The organism is Psychrobacter sp. DWR1-2-3, assembly GCF_049896465.1.
Taxonomy (GTDB): Bacteria; Pseudomonadota; Gammaproteobacteria; order Pseudomonadales; family Moraxellaceae; genus Psychrobacter; species Psychrobacter maritimus.
Genome location: NZ_JAFCUJ010000002.1, coordinates 413,367 through 436,805, shown reverse-complemented (window position 1 = coordinate 436,805; position 23,439 = coordinate 413,367). Strand labels below are relative to the sequence as shown.

Genomic DNA, 23,439 nt, shown 5'->3' with positions numbered 1-23,439 from the left:
TACCTAAGAAACCCCTACCTCTAAGGTAGCGGGTAGTTCATTTGAATGCGTTTTAAGAAACTATCTTAGTCTGGGAATTAATGCATAGTAGACCTTTTAAAAAATACACTTGCAAGCGCGCAGGCTATCGTCAATGACAATAGCATCGACACTAAGGTATGACTGAAAAAATGGTCGCCGAAGAGCATTTTGTAAAGTCCCATTGTCCAGCCTAAAACAGTGACCGCTGCAAATATTTTATAGCGATACTTATGCAGAGTAGGTAAAAATGCTAATCCATATAAAGAAAACCCTGCACTTGCATGGGCGGCTGGAAAGCACTTGGCTGGCGTGTTCGCAACCATATTTTGCCAAAGGTTAAGATAGGGCAGCTCACCACCAAACAGCGTCAAATGATTGGGGCAGCTAACATGGGTAACACCTTTTAATAAGGCAATGCTAGTGGGTACTAAGATAATAATAGTTAGTAGATAACAGATTTCCCGAGCTGGTAGGGGAATCATCAATCTATGAGGTTTTACGGTATTTAGTGACAGGTTTACATCGACAGGTTGTTTATATCTAATGATTAACACAATCAGTAAATAAATCGCCAATATAATTAACAAAGCTTTGGGTCCATCATAAAAAATAAAGGCATAAGGCTGAGCGCCTTTTTCTAAAAGCCAATGTCCATTTACGTAAAAGAGCTCATTAATACGCACATCTAACGCGCTATGCTCAAATGTTAGCGTTGCAATAATGGTTAAACACAGTAGCTTTAACCAGACCCAATTAGCTGAATAGGCTTTCAAAGTACCACACTCATTAACGCCATTGACCATAAGACAAATAACAGCAGTAATGCCAAAAATTGTGCCGCCGAACCGACATCTTTGGCTATTTTAGCCAATGGATGCTTTGCCGTTGACGTATGGTCAACACTGGCTTCAAGACCGGTATTAATAAGCTCGACAATCAAAGATAAAAACGAGGCGATGACTAGCATCATCTTGATACTGGTGCCAAAAGGCATAAATATAATGACCATGAATAAGATTAGATTGAGCCATAGCACTTGTCTAAACGCTGCTTCAAATTTATAAGCCGCTTTAAATCCATCTAAAGAATACCCTGCGGCGTTAACGATACGAGAAAGTCCTTTTTTACCTTTTGCATGACTGGCAAAGCTATCAGCTACAATGAAAGTATCAGGCATTTCTGAGTTTTTAGAATGGGAGTTTGTTTGATTGTTACTGATATGAATGGGGTTGACTTGGTTCATATTGGATTCTTAATAGTCTATTAAAATCAGTGCATACGGTAGATTTCGAACCATTTAAAAAGAGTAAATGGAACCAGTAAGCACTGAGTATAAAATAGGGCGTATTAAGAAAACGTTAAGTTTCTCCTAAAACTATTGATAATAAATACTAAAGGTACTGCCGCCTGTAGTATTGGCTTGGTGGGTTAGCTTCCAGCCCATATGCGTCATAATGCGTTGCACGATGCTAAGACCTAAACCTGTACCTTCAATCTTATCCGACTGCTTATCATTATGTGGTAACTCTAAACGCTCAAATCTCTCATATAGCAATGGCATCATGGCTTCAGGAATGCCAAGACCTGTATCGGTGACGGTGATTTTCTCAGCGTCAATACTGATAATAACTTCACCATCATCAGTGTATTGAAAGGCATTTTTTATTAGATTCCCTAATGCCATTTTTAGCAGTTCAGGTCGTACATAGGCGAAATATTCTTGTTCAGCGACGACGGTGCACGTGACTGACTTGTAGCGTAATAAATACTTTAAACGCTCAGCTTCATTAACCGCAATGTTATTGATAGATGTGTGCGGCGTGTCCAGTTTTTCAGGTGCACGAGAGAGTAAGAGTAAAGCGGTGATAATCTCAGAGGTCTCTTTGGCGGTATTGCTAATGCGATTGGTAAATTCGCTCAAGTGACTGTCGTCGGCCAATTGTGATGCCAGTACTTCTGATGCGCCCATAATAATGGTCAAGGGCGTGCGCAATTCGTGGCTGACATCACCGGTAAATAATTGCTCACGCTTTAAGTACTGCTCAAGCTTTTGGTTTTTCTCATCAATGGCGCGAGCCAAAACGCCAACCTCGGATGGCAAATGAGTCAATTCGGTTAAATTTTGATGGTCAGTCTCTACGGCTTTTTTTAAGTCTAATAAAGGCTTGGTGATTTGCCTTGAGGACAGCTGAGAGAATATCGCAGCAATGAGTAAGCTTAAAATGACGGCAACTATTAATGCATTGACAAATATATCTTCTAATTGCTCAAATATCGCTAAAACAGGATAGCTTTTCATCACCATTGCACTGTCTTCTAAGTAGGTTAGAATATAGCTTTGGTTATTTTGTTGATAGAGAAAAAAATGCAAGTTAGTGTTGATACTGCCTGATTCGGTATCTACAGTGACCGGCGTTTCTTGCACCGTATCGGTTGCCATGGCTTTTAGATTAGCAGGTGCACTATCATAGTCATAGATTTTGATACCGGGATTGGCAATATAAACTTGCTGCTCACCTTCTTTTTCTTGACTGAGTGCCAATTGTTGAATCAAGCGCGCTTTGACCAACTCTTGCTCGAGCTTCATTTCAGCATACATAAAAATACTGACGAAAGTGGCGCAAAGCAACAAGGCAAACAGAAAGTAGGAGATGCGAAATTTATTGGCGATGGAGTCGATGCTAAACATTGTCTTTACTAACATGGTATGTACTTCTTAATGACAAGCAGTAGGTAAAACGAGATGAAAGAGTAGCAAGAGCACTCAGAATAGCGTTGAGTCGCTTAATCTTATCAATATTACGATCGTCTTTTATTCTTTGTCCGGATCAATTATTTGATAACCAATCCCAGGCACAGTCACTATCATCGTTTTATTAAACGGTTTATCGACTTGTGCGCGTACGCTATGCACATGGGTTCGCAGCGCATCGCTACTTGGAATATCCTCACCCCATACTTTTTCTTCTAACTCGTTTTTGCTGACCACTCGCGGCGCCGCGCTCATCAGTATCTGTAATATCTTAAACCCAGTTGGCGTCAGTTTTATAGGTTTGCCCTCACGAACAATCGTGTGTACCTCCGTATTTAAAGACAGTTTGCCGACTGTGATACTGTGCTCAAAGTGACTGTCTTGATGGCGGCGTATCAGGGCTTTTATGCGCGATTCCAATTCAACCAATGAGAAGGGTTTGACCAGATAATCATCCGCGCCACTATCGAAACCTGCTACTTTGTCCGAAATAGTATCGCGAGCAGTCAGCATCAATACGGGGGTTTTATCATGTAGCTCCTCTCTGAGCTTTTTACACAGTTTGGTGCCATCCATACCCGGTAGCATGACGTCCAATAAGATAACGTCATAACGGTTATTCGAGGCGAGCGTCAAACCACTAATCCCGTTATGAGCATTGTCCAGCTCAAAGCCCTTGGGCTCAAAAAAAGCGTAAATATTGGCGACAATATCAGGATTGTCTTCAATAACGAGTATCTTGTACATACATGTCTCGTGCATAAATGCCAACAGGGCGCTAATAAAATAGGTTTAAAAGTCTTAAAAAACCCTAAAAAGGTCTAATTGGCAGCCTTAAAAAAAGTCGGTGCGGCAGCTACCTCATCGGTCGTGATACCAAAAAAGCCAAGTAGGGTGGGGGTAATAAAATCATGAGATACGGGCTGCTTAATCATGTTAGCAAGGCTGGTTTTATTGCTGCTAATGCTATCGATGCCATTACTCGCAGGTGACCAGACAATCACAGGCACTTGCTTTTGAGCATTTGGCGCCATACTGTACGGCAAGCCATGCAAGTAGATATTGTTTTCACCCAAACTTTCTCCATGATCGCTGATGTATACCATCACCACGTCATAATCCTGCTCATAAGCTTTTAGCGTATTGATAACGTTATTCAAAAAATAATCAGTATAACGAATCGCATTATCATAGCTATTAATAATCGACTGACCATCACATTTAGACAGCTCATTGGTCATACAAACGGGTTTAAAAACTTCAAAGGTTTTAGGATAGCGTTTGTAATACTCAGGACCGTGATTACCCATTTGATGCAACACGATAAGCGTATCTTTTGGCAGTGCATTCGAATTTACTATATTTGATTTTACCAGTTTATCAAAGCCATTAAGCATGCCAATATCACGGCATTCGCCATCACAGTCAGGATTAAGTTTAGGCGTTTTATAATCCTCAAAAGTCACTCTATCAGCAACCCCTTTAGAGCTAGAATTATTATCGCGCCAAGTTACGTTGATACCTTGTTTATGCAAGGTATCAAGCACATTTTCATTATAGTCTGCACTACTGGCATCATAATCCTTTCTATCAGCATAGCTAAACATGCAAGGGACCGAATAAGCGGTAGATGTGCCACAAGAGGTCGCATTTTGAAAGCTGTAAATATCTGGATTGCTGGCAAGTAGTGGCATAGTCTCGCGCTCATAATCGTTTAAGCTAACATGATCAGCACGAACCGTTTCACCCACGACAAATACCATCAATTTAGGTTTTACCTTAGCTGTACTATTGCTAGCGACGGGCATGGTGCGTTTGGCATCTGTTGCATGTGGGATTAAGGTGTCAGGACGACGCAGTTCATCGACGTAATCGGTGCCTAGTTTGATGACAGAATAAATAGGGGTAATAGGATTGGTATAACTACGCACCACTTTATGTTGGCGAAAAAAAGTGGCGTATTGGTCGCCAAATGGCAGTAGGCAGACTGCTATTAATACGATAGAAAGTATCAAAGTAAGCGCTCGTTGCCATAATGCGCGGCGTAATGGCGTACGCTTGATACGAATGTTAGCAATGATAACAGCAGGCAATATACCCAATAAAAAGAGGCGAATAAAAAAACTCGGAGCTATCAAGCCCATCGCTTCTGCTTGGTCAGTTTGCATGCTATTGACCAGCATATTATGGTCAAATATCGTCCCATAGCTATCGGTAAAATAACCACATACTGCCGCTATTAATACCATCACAATCAGCACTAACTTTGCGATTGGTCGATAACACAATAGCTGTAGCACTAGCCATATCAATCCAAACAGTAAGCAGGTGATAGAAATTATAAATCCAATATTACTGCTAAAAGGATAAATACTTAATACTTGCTGAAAAAAGCTCATATTGGCAGTAGCCACCAAATATAGCGCAACGATAATAATCAGATAATTAAGATGAATCTCACGATTAAAGTATCTGCTTATGATGCTTTTTTTGGCATCAGCTTTAGTGGTATTGGTGCTAAGTGCTTGAAGTGTCAACATACATAGACTTCTCAACAGAGTTATAGGGAATATATATTCCTTACATTAACAACTAGCTTGTTAAGAAGACGTTAAGGTGACGGGGTCAAATAATGGGTTGTTGATATTAAGAAAACAAAAAATGCAAAAACCTTTTACGCGATTTTTTATCATTTTTTTCATCGAAGTGTCATATCTGCTAGATACACTGCTGACCTATCCAAGATGAATAGTTAAATTTTAATCATAAGCGATTAGGTGAGTGGATATGTTAGAGCTAAGACACGTTACAAAGAGATATGATGATAAGGTGATATTCGAGGATCTTTCACTCAAAATTAACACGGGTGAGATAGTTTCAATCTTAGGGCCATCCGGCTGTGGCAAGACCACTTTACTGCATATGATTTTGGGTTTAACTGACATTAGCGGCGGCCGCATTGCCTATAACGGCGAAGATATTACCCGCGTCTCTATGAGACAAAGAGGGTTTAATATTGTCTTTCAGGATTATGCGTTATTTCCCAATCTTAATGTCAAACAAAATATCGAATACGGTCTGCGTAATAATCCTAGTGTCAGTACACAACAAGAAGTCGATGAGTTGATCGATTTACTCGATATTAAGGCACACCTAAATAAGCGCATTCATCAGCTATCAGGTGGTCAAAAGCAACGTGTCGCGCTGGCGCGTACGCTGGTCATGAAACCCAAAATACTACTGTTAGATGAGCCTTTGTCGGCATTAGATGGGGTAATTAAGGAAACCGTCAAAGAGCGCATTCGTGAAATTGCCGTGCGCTATCAGCTGACTACTTTAATTGTCACCCATGACCCAGAAGAGGCGATGACGTTATCTGATCGCATCCTACTGCTATCAGATGGCAAAGTGGCGCAATTCACTGAGCCCGCTGAAATCATACACAATCCCGCCAATGATTTCGTCACCAACTTCATTCTAAATCAGCTCAATATCAAACGTCGCAATATCTTAAGCTTATTTGCCAACGGTATATCTCAAGCTGATCCATTGAATTGACTATAGATAAAAGCCATTATGCTTGTTGATCTAAGGCGATGACTGCCTTTTTTAACCAAGTCCCAGCCTTACCTAAAGGCTTTTCTTTATGCCAAATGAGCTCAACCGCAACGGGCCAACTGTGCTTATCAAAATCCAGTTTTGGTGATACCAAAGAGCCATCTTTTAACGCATCAACAAGAATATGCTCAGGCACCAATGCCCAGCCGAAGTTACGTTGAACAAGCTCAATAATCACCCACTGACTCTCAACCCACCACACATCAGCGGCAACCCGACGCTAGCCATTTTATTTGGCAGCTATAAATTGTCTGTCGGTATCAATTTATTGTATTAATAATGAATACTGAGAGGTTATATATTGAACAAAAGATAAGTATTAAAAATGTCATAACTGGTTACGATTCTTTTAAAGAATTTTTAGGGGATGGTAAAAAAAAGGCGTATAAGTATTATCGTTACTCCTTTCATGGAATTAGGCTATGCATCCAGCCCTACCGTATCGGCTGTTGAATAAGTTCACGATTGTTATTGGCGCCATTGGCGTTGGAATTGCCTTAGTCGATAGTGGTTTTACTTTACGCTCACGACATGGCTACAGCATATTTTTCATATTTTTTATTTAACGATTATTTTATTGGGTTTTGTGGCTACGGTAGGGCGCTATATGCGCTCAAAGTCGCGCTTGTCGGTCAATAAAGTTGCAGTTTTCGATTTACTAACCAGTATCGCTATTGTTGTGCTATTGGCGGTGCATTTCTTTGAGCTGGCGCGCTCCGGATTATCGATGCCGGTAGATGGTTTTATTGCGATTAAGATTGCTGTTTTTGTCACCTTTATCCGTGAGATATCGGACAATAATTTCAGCCTTAATCGGGCTTTTTTAAACCCGGGTCAGTTTTTTATCTTAAGTTTTTTGTCCGTGGTATTGGTCGGAGCTTTATTGCTGATGATGCCTAATGCCACCACTGAGCCGATATCCTTTGTCGATGCGCTATTTACGGCTACCAGTGCAGTCTGTGTGACAGGGCTGATTGTGGTGGATACGGCGACCCGTTTTACGACGTTTGGGCAACTGATTATCATCGGGCTGATTCAAATTGGCGGTTTGGGTATTCTGACCTTTGTGACCTACTTTAGTTACTTTTTTAAGGGCGGCGTCAGTTATGAGACGCAGCTTAGTATCAGTGAAATGAACGTCTCACGGCGGATGGGCGATATGGTCACCACCCTAAAGTCCATTTTATATGTGACTTTTGGGGTTGAGGCACTGGCTGCGATTTTGATTTATATTAGTATCTATGATTTACCAGGGATGAGCTTTGCAGAAAGGCTGTTTTTTGCGATATTTCATGCCATCTCTGCCTTTTGTAATGCAGGATTCTCAACCTTTAGCGCCGGCTTATACGATGAGTCACTGCGCTTTAACTATCCTTTACAGCTTATCATTAGTACCACTTTCTTATTTGGCGGCATGGGTTTTATCATTGTCGTCAATCTATTGCGCTATCTGCGTCACCGTGCCCAAAGGGCGATTTTCCAAAATGACCCACGTTACGGCTATCAGCCGTGGCTACTGAGTATCAATAGCCGTATTACGTTAATTACCTCTGGCGCTTTATTATTAATTGGTGTGGTCGGGGTCATGCTGTTTGAATACAACGGCATCCTTGCTGAGCATCAGAGTTTTTACGCTAAGCTAATCACAGGGCTGTTTACGGCGGCAACTCCACGTACCGCAGGTTTTAATATTGCCGATATGGATGCGCTTGCGTTTCCGACTATTATGCTGACGATTTTTTTGATGTGGATTGGTGCTTCACCAAATTCTACTGGCGGTGGTATAAAAACCAGCACCTTTGCCATTGCGGTGCTAAATACCTTGAGCTTAGCCCGTGGTCAGACCAAGGTTGAAGTGTTTCAGCGCGAGATTGCTGACATCTCTATCCGCCGGGCGTTTTCCATTATGTGGCTGTCTTTATTTGTGATTGGCATGGGGGTCACCCTTATCAGTTACGATCAGCCCGAGCTTGATTTGATTAAAGTCATTTTCGAATGCTTTTCTGCCTATAGCACGGTTGGTTTGAGCTTGAATTTGACCACCGAGCTATCGACCTTTAATAAGCTGGTTGTCTCGGTGATTATGTTTGTCGGGCGGGTGGGAATGTTGACGATATTTATTGCGCTACTGAAGAATAGATATCAGCGTAACTATCGTTATCCGACTGAAGAGATTACTATCAATTAACTTAATGTTAATTAAAAAATGTTACTTAAAAAAATAATTTATAACTTATTAGGCATTAACTAAACACGTCGCAATTGCTGCTTTTACGGTGGCATGAGTGACAAGGAATATTATGAAATATATCATTGCAGGTTTGGGCAGTTTTGGGTCTTCGTTAGGCATGGCGTTGACGAGCCAAGGTCATGAAGTCGTCGCCATTGATAACAGCATGCAAAAGGTTGAAGGGTATAAAGAAGTCATCACTCATACTATCTGCATGGATGCCACCGACGAATATACGGTCAATGGCTTGCCTATTATGGATACCGATATAGTGGTGGTGGCGATTGGGGAAAACGAAGGGGCCAACATTATGGCAACGGCGTTGTTTAAAACTTTAAAAGCAAAGCGCTTAATCAGTCGTAGTATCAACCCCTTACATGAAAAAGTACTGCAAGCGATTGGGGTTGACGATATTTTTCATCCTGAAAAAGAATCGGCGATGCGCTGGGCAAAACGGCTGTCATTGCGCTATTTCGTTGATTCTTTTGAATTGACTGACAACTTTAGTATTGTCGAGATTGCTATTCCTACTCCTTTGATTGGCAAACAAATAGCGACATTACAGCTAGAAAATAAGTTTAATATCAAGCTATTGAGTACCATGCGCTATGAGCATTATGAAGACAGCTTTGGCCGTCAGCAGAGCAAACCTAGCATTCAGGGATTGGCCACACCAGAGCAAGTGCTACAAGAAAATGATGTGCTAGTGGTATATGGCGCTAACAAACATATCAATACTTTTTTACGTAGTGTAGGGGTTAAAGTACACTAATCGCTAGGGATAACGTTATGAATAAGTGCTGCATATCCGTGCTGTGTCTTGCCAGTCTCATGCTGTTCAGCGGCTGTGATGAGTCGAAACAAAACCCAAATGTCATGTTTTCAGAGAAGCACCAAGACCCGATTCAAGAACTTGAGAAGCACTCTAAAAAAGTCGATCACAGCCAGTTTGGCTATAAACAAACCTTTTATGTACCAATTTACTCAGATATTTATACCGATAGGGATAATCGTAAGGTTTTACTATCAGCGACCTTAAGCGTGCGCAATACCACCTTAAAAAAATCACTCTATATTAATAAGATAGATTATTACAGTACCGATGGCGACCTTGTAAAGTCGTATTTAACAGAGCCTATCGAGCTGCCCGCCATGGCGACGTTAAATTATATCGTCGAAAAAGAAGAGGATAAAGGGGGCTCTGGGGCAAAGTTTATCATTGAAATTGAAGGCATGGATGAAACCGTCAAGCCCGTCATCGAGGCGGTAATGATTGGTAATTTTAGCAATAAAGGCTTTGCTTTTAGTACGCAGGGTACGCCGGTTTTGTAGTGAAGGTTGTTTATGCTTTATTAATATGGATAATCCAAATTTAGGAGAGTTGCCATGTTAGATTTTACCCACGGCTCATCTTTAGCAACGATTAAAACAGTACTGTTTACCACTGTATTGCTCGGTACGGCGCAACTGCTGGCAGGCTGTGACTCGCAGCCTGCAAATTCAAATGAAAATGATAATGCCACGGCGCAAGCGGATAATATAGATAAAAATACGGCTGAGAAAGATAATGCGTCTATCAATTCTAGTTCTATAAATCCTGCGCCTATAAGTCCTGCTAATGCGGATAAAGCACAGAATAACGAAGCAGAAAAGTTATCCAATGATAAAACCGTCAATCCATCAGGCTACCAAAAGCTAAGCTTTGGGCAGATTGTTACCTCTGCATTACTAAATGAGCTAGGACTGACCAAAGAAAAAACTGACAACGAGCAATGCTATTACGTCAGTAATCCAGCACTGAACTATGTGGATAAAGAGTACGGTAAACGTGCCTCTGTGCTCTATCAAATCATCGATAACAAAGTTGCTCTTATTACTATTCAGGATCCAAACATACCCTTTTATACAGACATCCATGTTGGTGATTCAGTGACAGAGGCGATAAAAGCGCATAATAACGAGCTGGCTTATGAAGTCGATAAGTATGCGGTTGATGGTGACTACTATAGCCTGATTGCTAACGTTAACTTCGAGGTGCTAAAAGAGCCCCAACTCGGAGAGTTGTTAAAAGCCGAAAACATCAAGCTGAATAATGAAGAAGACAAGTTGCCCATACAGATTGAATATCATATCAAGGGCGGTCAAAAGCTTAATGATTATAGAATTAACTCAACAGAGTGGACGGCAGGCAAGCAAAGTTTGTTAAAGGGAGAGGTCGAAAGTATTGATATTGGGTTACCAGATGCTATCTATTTGGTCGAAGGTTGCTCTTAAGGCGTAAATATAAGCAACGTAGCACTTTATATGCTTAGATTAACATATCAAAAACAGCATGGTTTGTTAAAGATTATTATCTAAAAATTTGTCATCAAGTTGTCATGGAGTTTCAGTAGACTCAAACATAAATCATATATTGGTCGTTACAACGATAACGCCGCGATATTTTTTATGCCAACTCAGCCTACTAAATCCAGCCTAACAAGGTGACTGAACATGACCACATTGAATAACAAGCAAACGCTTGCGCACGAAGTTGTTGAAGACTCTAACCCGACTGATAATATTGACTTTCAAACCATTATCAATCGCCGTATGAATCGCCGCAGTATCCTCAAAGGTGGCACGGGGTTGACGGCGGCGGCGTTTTTTGGGGCACTTCCTTTGGTCGGCTGTAGCGACGATGATGATAGCAATTTACCTGTTAAACCCAGCGACGATAACAGTGCCGCTATTCCTGCGCAAGGTGACTTAAAACGTCCTGAAACTTTGAAGTTTACAGCCGTACCGCATTCAAAAGCTGACACCATGAGCGTGGCAGCAGGTTATAAAGCCGAGATGATATTACCACTAGGCATGCCGCTGATATCTGGTATCGATGATTGGAAAGACAATCGTGAGCAGTCCGCTGAGTCGTTTGAGTGGCGTATGGGTGACAACCATGATGGCATGTGGTTTTTTGGCAAAAACGGCAATGCGTACGATGCCAAAGCGTCAGAGAATGGTCTACTGGTGATGAATCATGAGTATGTAAACAGTAGTGAGCTGAGTCCGTTTGGCTATCATGTCATCCAAGATAATAATGCTGCGGCAATTTTTCAAAACCGTCGCCTTGCAAGTGATGTGCGCCGTGAGGTCAACTGTCATGGGGTCGCGGTGGTTGAGATGCGCCGCCGCACTGATGGTATGGGTTATGAGATGGTGCCTAATTCGAAATACAATCGCCGCATTACCAGCAGTACGACTGCCCAATTAACAGGTCCTGTTGCAGGATCTGATTTGGTTAAGACCAAGTTTGATCCGACAGGGTTTCAAACTCGCGGCATTAATAATAACTGCGGTGCTGGATTATCACCTTGGGGCACTTATCTGACCACAGAAGAGAACTTTTTAGGGGTTTTTGCCCGTGGACAAGATGCCAATCAATTGAGCACTGGACACAACTACGGTCGTGAACGCTACGGGGCGACAGAGGATTTCCCCGGTTGGGAATATCTGTGGCATACGCCTGATGCCAAAGATGCTGCAATCCCTGACGAGTTTTCACGTTGGGATATGACCGCCGTCGGTGCCAGCGCTGCTGATGACTACCGTCATGCATTCAATACCTTTGGTTATATCACCGAGATTGACCCTTTTGACCAACATTCTATACCGCAAAAACGCACGGCATTGGGTCGTTTTGCTCATGAAAACTGTGCCTATGCGCCTGTTGAGCAAGGTAAACCCGTGGTCTTATATATGGGTGACGATGCCCGCGGCGAATATATTTATAAGTTCGTCTCCAAGTCAATGTGGTCAAATGCTGATATCGGTGGCGGCTTAAAAGCGGGCAATAAATATTTGGACGATGGCACGCTATATGTTGCTATTTTTAATGAAGATGGCAGCGGGGCGTGGAAAGCACTTGTCCATGGTCAAAATGGACTGGATGCCTCTAATACTGTCTTGCCGTTTCATGGACAAGATGAGGTGTTGGTCTTTGCCCGTGCCGCTGCTGATGTAGTCGGGGCAACCAAGATGGATCGACCTGAATGGGTATCGGTCAGCCCCATAACTGGTGATGTATATGTGACCTTGACCAATAATAAATATCGCGGCATAAGTGATGATCAACCGCTCTCAGCGTCGAATCCACGCAGCTATCAAGTTGGCGGCAAAGCGCGTGGTAACGACAATGGTCATATCATTCGCTGGGCAGAAACAGGTGGCGATCATGCAGCTACAAGTTTTGAGTGGGATATCTACCTGTTTGCCTCGCCAAGTGATTTGTCAGCGGAGAACTTATCACAGCTAAATGACAACAACGATTTATCATCGCCAGACGGACTGTATTTTGATCCACGCGGGGTGTTATGGATTCAGACAGATGATGGCGCTTATACGGATACCAGCAGTTGTATGTTGCTCGCGGCACTACCGGGCAAAGTCAGCGATGGTTCGCTTAAGACCACTTCAGCAGGGCAGCAAACCCGAGTCGGCATGCCTGCCAGCAATGACAATATCAAACGCTTTTTCGTCGGTCCTGAGGGCTGCGAGGTGACTGGTATCACCATGACGCCAGACTTTAAAACCCTCTTTATTAATATTCAACATCCAGGCAATAGCTGGGGCGCCGTCGCGGGTGGCAGTACCCCGCGCTCAGCGACGGTCATGATTACGCGTGAAGATGGCGATGTGATATTGGCTGAGTCATTTGATACCGCAACTACTAGCACTTAAAAATAGTAGCACTTAACAGTAGTAGCACTTAAGAACCCTCTTAATCTTCAACAAAAAAACCAATATGCTTGATGTCCTTTTCTCTGTTTATGGAGGATAAAGAGGCAAGTATATTGGTTGTTGTGTTTTTAAACGACGGTTTTAAGAATATGTTATGCGTTCAGTTATTACTTCGCTTAGGTATGCCACTGACCTTGAATCATAATACCTGCAATAGGATTTAGCCCCATTTGATAAGCTAGGTCAGCAGGGCGCGAGATGTCCCATAATGCCAAATCAGCATCGTAACCCACTTCTATTTTACCTTTGTTAGCGAGACCTAACGCTTGTGCCGCATGAACGGTTGTCCCTGCCAACACTTCTTCAGGGGTTAAGTAAAATAGGGTACAGCCCATATTCATCGCTAATAACAGCGATGTGAGTGGCGAAGTGCCGGGGTTGCAATCGGTTGAAACGGCAATCGGAACTTGGTGTTTACGCAATGCTTCTATCGGTGGCAACTTAGTATCACGCAGCGTATAAAAAGCGCCCGGTAATAGCACCGCTACCGTGTTGCTTGCGGCCATTTTTTTAATATCGTTTTCTACTAAGTGCTCAAGATGGTCGCTTGATAGCCCTTCGTATGCTGCTACCAAAGCACTGGCGCCTATATTTGATAACTGCTCAGAATGCAACTTCACTGGCAAGTCTAATGAACGAGCGACTTCAAAGACGCGCTTAATTTGCTCAGCAGTAAAGGCGATGTTTTCGCAGAAGCCATCGACCGCATCGACCAAACCCTCGCTATGCAAGATTGGCAACCACTGGCAAACTTGCTCGATATATGCATCGGCATTGTCTTTATATTCAGGCGGTAGGGCATGGGCGGCTAAATACGTGGTGCTAACATGAATGTTGTGTTTGTCGCCGAGCGCTCGGGCGACTTTTAGCATTTTGCGTTCAGTTTCTAAGTCCAGTCCATAGCCAGATTTGATTTCGATACTGGTTACGCCTTCTTTAATGAGCGCGAGCAGACGTTTTTCACTTTGCGCAAACAATTCTTCCTCATTCGCTGCGCGGGTGGCGCTAACGGTTGAGACAATGCCGCCACCTTGTGCCGCGATATCTTGATAGCTGGCACCTTGCAATCGCGCTTCGAACTCATTGCTACGGTTACCACCATAAACGATATGGGTGTGGCAGTCGATAAGCCCGGGCGTTATCCAGTTGCCATCAACGTCTTTGATTTGATCGCTTTTATAGTGGGTTAGGTGCGGCTTTATTTGCTCATGCGTACCAACCCATGCAATTTTGCCATCTTTGATACCGATAGCGGCGTTCATTAATTGACCATAAGGGGTGCTTTTTTCTTGGTTGTCACTATAAATATCAAACCCGTATAGCGCTGAAAAGGTGGCGAGATTGGCATTGATGATGATGTAGTCAAACGATGTCAGGGTAGAATTGTTTATAGGCGTTTGGTCTGTAGGATTTGTAGTATTAGTCATGATGTGCTCCTGCTTATTTTGAAGCTAGTGCGTTTCTGTGATGAGTAAATGCTGCTCGATAATAGTCGCCAAGAGGCGAGCCGCGACTTTACAGCTGCGTCCATCAACATCAAAGGTCGGGTTAATCTCGGCAATATCAGCCATCTTTACTTTGCCTGACGCCATGATACGTTTGACCGCGCGCTCAACAAATGCCAAGTTAATACCATAGGCCGCTGGCGCGCTGACACCGGGTACGATACTTGATGGCAAGCAATCCATATCAATGGTTAAATAGACCACATCAACGTTGTTGATAAATTCTTCTATTTGAGCAGCAATTTTTTTCCATTTCTTATTGGTGCAATCTTCGTCACTGATAATGTGTACGCCTAACTGCTCAGCACGGTCAAAGAGTGCGGCAGTGTTAGAAAACCGACTGACGCCGATACAGCAATAGTTAAATGGCTGACCTTGTTTATCAAGGTGTTCGGCAATCTGACGAAATGGCGTACCAGACGTGGCGACATCAGATTGACGAATATCTAGATGCGCATCAAAGTTAATCATCCCGATGGTAGGCATTGCGCTTGCCTTATTTTCAACATTGCTTTCGACATCATTTTCAAAATAGTTTTTGACATTGCTAACGTCATTAGTAGGCTGATCGGTTTTTGATGACAGCGCCTGCCATAATCCTAAAAAGCTGCCATAAGCGATGGCATGACCACCACCAAGCCCGATAGGTAGACCGCCTTGCTGGATAATATGGTTAATCTTATCGGCATACTTTACTTGGGCTTGCTCCAGAGTACGCTCGGCAAAATCATCATTATCATGACAATGGATATCACCAGCATCACCCAGCAGGGTTGGCAGTTGACCCTCATAGCGTTGTTGTAACTCAGCGATGACCGGCAGCGCCGCAAATGCCTGACGAATCAAGGGCGGCGCAGCTCGTGCACCCACGCGTCCTTGATTACGTCTAACGCCTTGGTCACAAGCGAACCCAACCAACCCAATACGCTGGCCGTTTTGCTGACTGGTGCTATCAAAGGCATAAGGCTTCACTATTTGATACCAGTAGCGGGCGCGCACAGACTCAAACGGCTCTGCACGTCCTGTCCACCGACTCATATCAGCTGCAGTGTGGCTAACGGCTATTGTCATTGTTGACCTCCTTTCATAATATAAAACCTGACTCTCAATTTAGTATGGTCTACACCAATAAAATTAGATAATTGAGAGTGGGTTTTAAATATATAAAACTTTCCTATTTAGACTCGTACCAATCGCTGCGCAATGACTGCCAATATTCGGTGAGCGAACCATCTAATACCAGTTGCTTTGCTGCTTCAATATCAGGCGCTAGGTAGCGATCTTTATCATAAAAAGTCACTTGCTCGCGTAGTTTCTGATGCGCTGTCTGTAACGGCTCTGAGGTATTTAGTCCGCGATGGAAGTCGATACCTTGACCAGCAGCCAAGAGCTCAATGCCGATAATGGTGGCGGTATTTTGCGCCATCTCATATAGGCGTCGTGCACAATAAGTGGCCATCGATACATGATCTTCTTGGTTGGCAGAGGTTGGAATGCTATCGACACTGCCAGGATGGGCGATAGACTTGTTCTCTGAAGCCAGAGCCGCTGCCGTCACATGAGCAATCATAAAGCCTGAGTTTACCCCCGCATTATCAACTAAGAATGGCGGTAGGCCTCCTGACAAGGTTGCATCAATCAATAAAGCCACACGGCGCTCAGACATAGAGCCAATCTCAGCAATCGCCAAGGCTAAGATATCTGCGGCAAAGGCAACTGGCTCAGCATGGAAGTTACCACCTGAGATAGCAACAGGGCCATCATCGTTGTTAAAAATAAGTGGGTTATCAGTTACTGCATTAGATTCAATTAATAAAGTCTTGCCTGCTTGGTTGATGATATCAAGGCAAGCGCCCATGACTTGTGGCTGGCAACGTAAGCAATAAGGGTCTTGTACTCTATCGTCTTGCTCGCCATCATGGGAGGCGCGGATAGCACTGCCTTTAATCAGCTGACGATGCGCTTTGGCAATTTCTATTTGACCATGATGACCACGCACTTCATGAATACGTGCGTCAAATGGGGCATCCGAGCCTTTGGCGGCATCAATAGACATGGAGCCGACGATGGTGGCTGTTTCGAGTAAATCTCGTGCTAAGAAATAACCACGCAATGCCAGTGCCGTTGAGACCTGCGTACCGTTAATAAGAGCAAGACCTTCTTTGGCCGCTAGGGTAATGGGCTCAAGACCATGCTGCGCTAACGCATCGGCAGCGGGTACTTTTTTGCCGTCAACATAGACATCGCCTTCGCCCATCATCGCCAGCGTCATATGCGATAAAGGTGCTAAGTCACCAGAGGCCCCAACGGAGCCTTTGGCAGGAATGTTTGGGGTAATTTGATTATTAATTAAGCCAAGTAAGCTATCGACCACGACGCGGCGGACGCCAGAGACGCCCTGCGCTAAACTGGCAACCTTCATCACCATAATCAGTCGAACTACATTGTCTGGCAGCGCCTCACCCGTACCCACCGAGTGAGAAACGATAAGGTTACGCTGGAGTAGCTCAAGCTGATCATCACTGATACGGGTTTTTGCTAATAGGCCAAAACCGGTATTGATACCATAAGCGCTCTTATCACGCGCAATGATGGTGCGTACATCTTCGTGTGAGGCATCTATCGCTTCATAAGCGCTGTCAGGTAGCGTCAATACAACAGGTCGCTCGTAAATATCGCGCAGCATTTCAAAGCTTAATTGACGTGGCTGTAGTATTATTTTTTTGATATCAGTCATAAGGGTAATCCTAACTTTAGGTGCTATATTAATTATATTATTGGTTGTCTATACACTATATATAGTGATGTTATTTGAGTTTTCTTAACTTATCCAGCCAAGAGACATCGCCAAATGTCCAAAAGCTGCTGCTAACAAGATACTAAGTGCCACACGCTGAAACCAAACGATGACCATTTTGCCAACAGAGATGGGAATTTCGGTCGCCAGTACACAAGGAATCATGGCAGAAAAGAACAGCACGCTACTAATAGAGATGACGCCGGCGACATAACGGGTCAACATATCCGCTTCACTGAGCAATAAGGCGGGCAAGAACATCTCAGCCAGTCCTGCTGACATACCTTTGGCAGCGACGAGTGGCTCTGGCAAACCGCCTAACCATGTAAATGGGTATAGTAGCAACCCTAGAGCGTCAAATACCGGCGTGTACTTGGCTAATAATAGTCCAGTGAGTCCAACGGCTATGATAGAAGGCACAATAGCCGCTGCCATGGTCAAACCATCACGAAAATTAGACCATAGAATTTGTTTAAAATCCGATGCACGGCGTGAGGTGGATAAACCCAGCTCATACGCCGCTTTTAGACGCGTGCCTCTTTTGTAGTCTAAATTTGGACGGTCCAGCTCATTATCAAAACGGCTAATCGGTGGAATACGGGCAGTAATAGCGGTGACAATAAAAGTAATCACCAACGTTGACCAAAAAAACAGATTCCAAAATTCCATCAGCCCCAGTGTTTTAGCAACAATCACCATAAATGCTGCCGATACTGTAGAGAAGCCAGTAGCGATAATGATAGCTTCACGCGCAGAATACTGCTTTTGTAGATAAACGCGATTGGTAATTAACAGTCCAATCGAATAACTACCAACGAAAGAAGCAACCGCATCAATGGCTGATGCGCCAGGTGTTCTCCAGATAGGCTTCATAATCGGTTGCATCAGCACACCAACCATCTCAAGCAAGCCAAAGCCTACTAAAAATGCCAGAATCAACGCCCCAAGCGGGACAATCATGCCAACCGGTAGCGCCAGTTTTTCAAACAGAAACGGCAGCATATCCTTTTCCATCATAAAGGCGGGCGCGTTACCGCTGATATACATCACGGCTAATACCAGTCCCAGCACTTTAAAAACGGTTAGGATTTTATGGGTGATATTTTTGCGCCATGAGCCATCGATAAATGGCTTACTTACACCAAATATCATCAGCATAAACAGTAAGATAACAGATAAAGTATGTTGCTGATTGACCAGATAAGTTGCGCCGTGATCGAACAAAATTGTGCTCTTCTCACCAATGGTAAAAGGAACAAAAAACATCACCAGACCAATGGCACTAAATACAATAAGCTGTATCAGCGCCATAGGCTTTGATAGCAACTTCTCAGGCGGCGTCATATCAGGTGTTGGAATACCTAGTAGTAGGTCAGGTACTGGACTAGCTGGTGGCATAAGATCTTGGTTAGACATATTATCATCCTTGATAAAGTATTGATGATGTCCTTATGTCGATTGATATCGTGTAAGGACAAGGGCAAGTTATTTAATCATCGGTAGCTTTAAGCCATAATCTTTGGCAGTTTTAATCGCTAGCTCGTAGCCTGCATCTGCATGACGCATAACGCCAGAACCACAATCATTGACTAATACTCGTGCCAAGCGTTTGGCTGCCGCATCAGTACCATCAGCGACGATGACCATGCCTGAGTGCTGTGAGTACCCCATACCTACGCCACCGCCATGATGCAATGATACCCAAGTGGCACCGCCTGCGACATTGAGCATGCCGTTCAATAGTGCCCAATCTGACACCGCATCTGAGCCATCTTTCATACTTTCTGTTTCGCGGTTTGGGCTGGCAACAGAGCCAGTATCCAAATGGTCACGACCGATAACGATAGGACCTTTTAATTCACCGCTTTTGACCATCTCGTTAAAAGCAAGACCTGCTTTATCACGTTCACCAAGACCTAACCAGCAGATACGCGCTGGCAAGCCTTGAAACTGAATGCGCTCTTTTGCCATATCAAGCCAGCGATGAATGTGCTGGTTTTCAGGGAACAGCTCTTTAATCTTTTGATCGGTTTTGTAGATATCTTCTGGATCGCCTGATAATGCTACCCAGCGGAATGGCCCTTTACCCTGACAAAACAGCGGACGAATATAGGCAGGGACAAAACCTGGGAAATTAAAGGCATTTTTTATGCCTTCATCAAAGGCAACTTGACGAATGTTGTTACCATAATCAGTCGTTGGAATCCCCATTGCTTGCAAGTCTAGCATCGCCTGTACGTGTACGGCACAAGACGCAGCGGCATCTTTGGTTAAAGTGGCGTGTTGGTCTGGATTTTCTTGTGCCGCTTTCCACTCTTCAACTGTCCAGCCACTTGGCAGATAGCCATTGATTAAATCATGAGCTGAGGTTTGGTCAGTGACCAAGTCAGGTTTTATCTCGCCTGCATTGGCACGCTTGACCATCTCAGGCAAGATGTCTGCCGCATTACCAAGTAGGGCGATTGAGACCGCTTCACCCGCGTCCGTATGTTGTTTAATAAGCTCATAAGCATGGTCAAGATTGTCGGCTTGCTTATCGACGTAACCCGTACGCAAACGGAAATCAATACTAGACTGCTGGCACTCGATGTTTAGAGAAGTCGCGCCAGCAAAGGTCGCGGCTAATGGCTGAGCACCACCCATACCGCCAAGACCAGCGGTCAAAATCCAACGTCCTGCCCAGCTGCCATCATAATGCTGACGACCAGCTTCGACAAAAGTCTCATACGTACCTTGGACGATGCCTTGAGTGCCGATATAAATCCAGCTACCTGCTGTCATCTGACCGTACATAAATAAGTCTTTACGATCTAGCTCATTGAAGTGCTCCCACGTTGCCCAGCGCGGGACAAGGTTGGAGTTGGCAATTAATACGCGCGGCGCATTTTCATGAGTTTGAAAGACGCCAACAGGCTTACCAGATTGCACCAATAAGGTCTCATCGTCTTCTAATTCTTTGAGTGACGCGAGGATTTGATCATAGCTTTCCCAGTTACGGGCTGCGCGTCCGATACCGCCATACACGACTAAGCTTTTTGGGTTTTCAGCCACATCAGGGTGTAGGTTATTTTGCAGCATGCGATAAGGCGCTTCGGTCAGCCAACTTTTGCAGTTTAATGTGCTACCAGTGGGCGCAGCGATATTGCGACTCTCGTCACGGCGGGTAAATTTATTATTGTTGCTTGTGGCGTTTTTGCTCAATCCATTATCGGTAGTCATACTCAAATCCTTGTGATTGTTTATACAGTTTGCTAGTTGCCGTTTGTTGGCAGCATTATTTGGTGGTATTATTAATTTGTATATACAAATTATCAAAGATAATTTTTTCATGCAAGCGTTTTTTCATCAGTAGCCAAATTATTTATAACACTGCTTTATTCGATTGGCTGCTCTCATGGTGATGATGATAATTGTCATGATATTATGTCAGCACTTTTATAGCGGCATACCTGTATAGTTGAAGTCGACGGTTGAAGATAAGCATGACAAAGGGGAAGCGTGATATGACAAAAACAGTTCCAGCCTATCAGCGGATTAAAAACGCAATCTTAGATAATATTCATTCTGGAAAATGGCAGGCGGGCGCAGCTATCTCCACCGAAATGGCGCTGGCAGAAGAGTTTGGCGTATCGCGAATGACAGTAAACCGCGCCCTAAAAGAACTAAGCGAGGAGCGAGTATTAGAGCGTCGGCAAGGGTCGGGGACATTTGTCGCGCAGCAGCATTTTAATCATACCTTTGTAGAAGTACGTAATATTGCTCAAGATTTAAAATCAGCCAATCGCGATTATCAGGCACAAGTGCTGAGCAAACGCGCTATTACCGCGAGCATGTTAGATGATGAGATGCGTGGTAAGTTTGATATTGATGAAGCAGTCTTTTCTTCTAATGCAAATGAAACTGATAGTGATACTAATAGCGCTGTAGCAGCGATTTTATATGAAGTAAAAATCATCCATTTTGCGGATGGTCAGCCGATACAGTTTGAAGAGCGCTGGGTCGATGCGGCAAAAGTGCCAGAATTTATTGAGCAAGATTTTAGTGTGGTAAATACCAGCGATTATCTGATTGCTAAAAGTCCGCTTGAGCGTGGTAGCTATACTATCCGAGCTTTAGCAGCGCCTGATGAGATTGCTGATGCACTACAGATTGCCCCGCAGTCACCGACGTTAGTATTGTGTCGTCAGACTTATTCGGCTGGTCAAGTATTGACCTTTGTGAAGATGTGGCATGCAGGCGATCGTTATCAATTCTCGGGAGAGTTATAGCTTTTATTGAGGTTGTCCTATTGCTTTTTGCTCATTTCAGATAATAAGTCGAGTTGTATTTCTTGTATCTCAGCGAGTCTATCCCATTGATGCATTAAAAGATGATCCAATTTTTCATGCAAGTGTTGGATTTCAAGCTCAGCTTTTAAGTTAATTTGATAGTCATTTTCTGAACGTAACCGGTCTTTGGTTTCTTGCCTGTTTTGGCTCATCATAATCACAGGTGCTTGAATGGCAGCGATACAGGATAATATTAAATTCAACAGAATAAACGGGTAGGGATCAGCAGGACGGGCGACCATCACCACAGTATTGACGATGATCCAAATGGCTAGAAAAATAGCAAAACAGATGAGAAATGACCAACTACCACCAAATGTTGCAATTTTATCTGCCAATCGTTCACCGAAAGTCCATTTTTGCTCTAGAGTCTTATCAATATTTTTGGTGATGAGTTCATGCTGTTGCATGCTTTTAATCAATTCAGATTCAAGAACGGTCACCTCACCTTTTTCAGACGTTAGCGATGAGTGCACATACTGCATTCGATACTTACTTAAATCTGTTTGGCAAATATAATCTGTAGGTAAGCATTCAGGGAAATCATGTAAAATCTCTTCTGTAATTGCTTGTCGTATGGTGCCTATAGGGGTAAGGGCTTTTATAGGATAATTTTGTCCGCAGACAATACAGTGATAAACGCCACTTTTTTTATTCATCGCCATATTCCCTTTCATCGCTATATTCCTTTAATGAAGCTGTTTTTACAATAAAACCATTTTTTATAATAAAATTATTCACTAGGGTCTGCACCCGGCGGGAAGTCATGACGCAGCTGCGCGACATTGGCAGCAGTCACTTTATCTGTAAAACCATTTAAATCACTGTGTACATATTGAGTGACCGCTGCGATTTGCTCATCATTCATCATGCTATGAAATGAGGGCATACCGCGCAAGCCATTGATGACGACGCTAATAATGTAATATTTAGACTGCATTTTGCTGTTGTTCGCGAGTGGCGGATAGTAACCCGCTCCTTGTGCGCCTTCGCCTTTAGACATATGGCAGCCTGCGCAAGAGTCGTCGTAAAGTTTTTTGCCATCATTACTAAAACACCCTGTTTTACCTTGGGCGCTGCCTTCAAATTTGGTCAGCCACTTTTTGAAATTCGCAGCATCACTCATCTTTGCTATCGAGCTGACATCGACAATATTCATGGATGGGCGAGTAAGTTCTTCTTTGGACATATAAACCGCGCCCCAAGCACCATTATTACGGCTGGCCTGATTGTCAAAACTGTCATCCAAGACCATTGCCGTTGCTTGCAGGCTAGCAATGGTGGGAGCGCTGCTTTTAGTATGTTGACTACAGCCTGATATAAAAGCCGTGCCACTCATCATTAAGATAACCAGCAAGTGAGATGACTTATATAAGTTTAAATGCTTTGATTTTACTTTTATCATGCCT

General features: G+C 43.5%; 20 protein-coding genes. 7 read left to right on the top strand and 13 right to left on the bottom strand.

Annotated elements, in window-relative coordinates; all coding sequences use genetic code 11:
* Positions 1 to 77: 77 nt before the first annotated feature.
* The 5 genes from ACP7AA_RS05000 to ACP7AA_RS04980 all read right to left on the bottom strand — a co-directional run bounded on the left by ACP7AA_RS05000 (position 78) and on the right by ACP7AA_RS04980 (position 5,313).
* Positions 78 to 794, bottom strand: a complete 717-nt coding sequence (locus tag ACP7AA_RS05000) for a PAP2 family lipid A phosphatase (RefSeq protein WP_426222800.1) — start codon at positions 792 to 794, stop codon at positions 78 to 80.
* Positions 791 to 1,198 (bottom strand): diacylglycerol kinase, encoded by a 408-nt coding sequence (locus tag ACP7AA_RS04995; protein WP_426222976.1) that lies wholly within the window; start codon positions 1,196 to 1,198, stop codon positions 791 to 793. Before ACP7AA_RS04995 ends, ACP7AA_RS05000 begins: the two co-directional genes overlap by 4 nt.
* A gap of 198 nt (positions 1,199 to 1,396) precedes the next feature.
* Entirely contained in the window at positions 1,397 to 2,710 is a 1,314-nt protein-coding gene (locus ACP7AA_RS04990; RefSeq protein ID WP_426222975.1) for a sensor histidine kinase, read from the bottom strand.
* A gap of 123 nt (positions 2,711 to 2,833) precedes the next feature.
* A complete protein-coding gene (locus ACP7AA_RS04985; protein ID WP_426222799.1) occupies positions 2,834 to 3,520 on the bottom strand; it encodes a response regulator transcription factor in 687 nt (228 codons plus the stop codon).
* A 74-nt stretch (positions 3,521 to 3,594) separates the two neighbouring features.
* On the bottom strand, positions 3,595 to 5,313 hold the full coding sequence (locus tag ACP7AA_RS04980; protein ID WP_426222798.1) for a phosphoethanolamine transferase: 1,719 nt from the start codon (positions 5,311 to 5,313) through the stop codon (positions 3,595 to 3,597).
* Positions 5,314 to 5,560: 247 nt separating this feature from the next.
* Between ACP7AA_RS04980 and ACP7AA_RS04975 the strand changes: the two genes are divergently transcribed.
* Positions 5,561 to 6,331: an ABC transporter ATP-binding protein gene (locus ACP7AA_RS04975; protein WP_281491418.1), complete on the top strand. Its 771-nt coding sequence runs from the start codon at positions 5,561 to 5,563 to the stop codon at positions 6,329 to 6,331.
* A gap of 16 nt (positions 6,332 to 6,347) precedes the next feature.
* Here ACP7AA_RS04975 and ACP7AA_RS04970 read toward each other — a convergent pair whose 3' ends face one another.
* A complete protein-coding gene (locus ACP7AA_RS04970) occupies positions 6,348 to 6,593 on the bottom strand; it encodes a LysR substrate-binding domain-containing protein (RefSeq protein ID WP_201626044.1) in 246 nt (81 codons plus the stop codon).
* Positions 6,594 to 6,998: 405 nt separating this feature from the next.
* Between ACP7AA_RS04970 and ACP7AA_RS04965 the strand changes: the two genes are divergently transcribed.
* From ACP7AA_RS04965 to ACP7AA_RS04945, 5 genes are all read left to right on the top strand, one after another.
* A complete protein-coding gene (locus ACP7AA_RS04965; RefSeq protein WP_426222797.1) occupies positions 6,999 to 8,579 on the top strand; it encodes a TrkH family potassium uptake protein in 1,581 nt (526 codons plus the stop codon).
* A gap of 112 nt (positions 8,580 to 8,691) precedes the next feature.
* Positions 8,692 to 9,393 carry a potassium channel family protein gene (locus tag ACP7AA_RS04960; protein WP_281491420.1) on the top strand — a complete coding sequence of 234 codons (702 nt, stop codon included), beginning with the start codon at positions 8,692 to 8,694 and terminating at the stop codon, positions 9,391 to 9,393.
* A gap of 17 nt (positions 9,394 to 9,410) precedes the next feature.
* A complete protein-coding gene (locus tag ACP7AA_RS04955) occupies positions 9,411 to 9,953 on the top strand; it encodes a DUF3124 domain-containing protein (protein WP_426222796.1) in 543 nt (180 codons plus the stop codon).
* A gap of 54 nt (positions 9,954 to 10,007) precedes the next feature.
* Positions 10,008 to 10,895 carry a hypothetical protein gene (locus ACP7AA_RS04950; protein WP_426222795.1) on the top strand — a complete coding sequence of 296 codons (888 nt, stop codon included), beginning with the start codon at positions 10,008 to 10,010 and terminating at the stop codon, positions 10,893 to 10,895.
* A gap of 219 nt (positions 10,896 to 11,114) precedes the next feature.
* Complete coding sequence (locus ACP7AA_RS04945) at positions 11,115 to 13,340, top strand: PhoX family protein (protein ID WP_426222794.1); 2,226 nt, start codon at positions 11,115 to 11,117, stop codon at positions 13,338 to 13,340.
* 176 nt (positions 13,341 to 13,516) lie between these two features.
* On the opposite strand, the gene hutI is transcribed toward ACP7AA_RS04945, so the two are convergent.
* The 5 genes from hutI to hutU form a co-directional block, all read right to left on the bottom strand.
* Complete coding sequence (gene hutI, locus ACP7AA_RS04940) at positions 13,517 to 14,827, bottom strand: imidazolonepropionase (RefSeq protein ID WP_201618533.1); 1,311 nt, start codon at positions 14,825 to 14,827, stop codon at positions 13,517 to 13,519.
* A 24-nt stretch (positions 14,828 to 14,851) separates the two neighbouring features.
* Positions 14,852 to 15,976 (bottom strand): formimidoylglutamase, encoded by a 1,125-nt coding sequence (locus ACP7AA_RS04935; RefSeq protein ID WP_201618532.1) that lies wholly within the window; start codon positions 15,974 to 15,976, stop codon positions 14,852 to 14,854.
* A gap of 103 nt (positions 15,977 to 16,079) precedes the next feature.
* Positions 16,080 to 17,642 carry a histidine ammonia-lyase gene (gene hutH, locus ACP7AA_RS04930; RefSeq protein WP_201618531.1) on the bottom strand — a complete coding sequence of 521 codons (1,563 nt, stop codon included), beginning with the start codon at positions 17,640 to 17,642 and terminating at the stop codon, positions 16,080 to 16,082.
* Positions 17,643 to 17,726: 84 nt separating this feature from the next.
* A complete protein-coding gene (locus ACP7AA_RS04925; RefSeq protein WP_265089001.1) occupies positions 17,727 to 19,118 on the bottom strand; it encodes a YjiH family protein in 1,392 nt (463 codons plus the stop codon).
* Positions 19,119 to 19,187: 69 nt separating this feature from the next.
* Positions 19,188 to 20,921, bottom strand: a complete 1,734-nt coding sequence (hutU, locus tag ACP7AA_RS04920; RefSeq protein ID WP_201618530.1) for a urocanate hydratase — start codon at positions 20,919 to 20,921, stop codon at positions 19,188 to 19,190.
* A gap of 284 nt (positions 20,922 to 21,205) precedes the next feature.
* Here hutU and ACP7AA_RS04915 point away from each other — a divergent pair, with 284 nt between their 5' ends.
* A complete protein-coding gene (locus ACP7AA_RS04915; protein ID WP_227670333.1) occupies positions 21,206 to 21,970 on the top strand; it encodes a UTRA domain-containing protein in 765 nt (254 codons plus the stop codon).
* A 17-nt stretch (positions 21,971 to 21,987) separates the two neighbouring features.
* On the opposite strand, the gene ACP7AA_RS04910 is transcribed toward ACP7AA_RS04915, so the two are convergent.
* Together ACP7AA_RS04910 and ACP7AA_RS04905 are read right to left on the bottom strand one after the other, a co-directional pair.
* Positions 21,988 to 22,689: a DUF1003 domain-containing protein gene (locus ACP7AA_RS04910; RefSeq protein WP_201618684.1), complete on the bottom strand. Its 702-nt coding sequence runs from the start codon at positions 22,687 to 22,689 to the stop codon at positions 21,988 to 21,990.
* 74 nt (positions 22,690 to 22,763) lie between these two features.
* Complete coding sequence (locus tag ACP7AA_RS04905) at positions 22,764 to 23,435, bottom strand: c-type cytochrome (RefSeq protein WP_201618528.1); 672 nt, start codon at positions 23,433 to 23,435, stop codon at positions 22,764 to 22,766.
* Positions 23,436 to 23,439 lie beyond the last annotated feature (4 nt).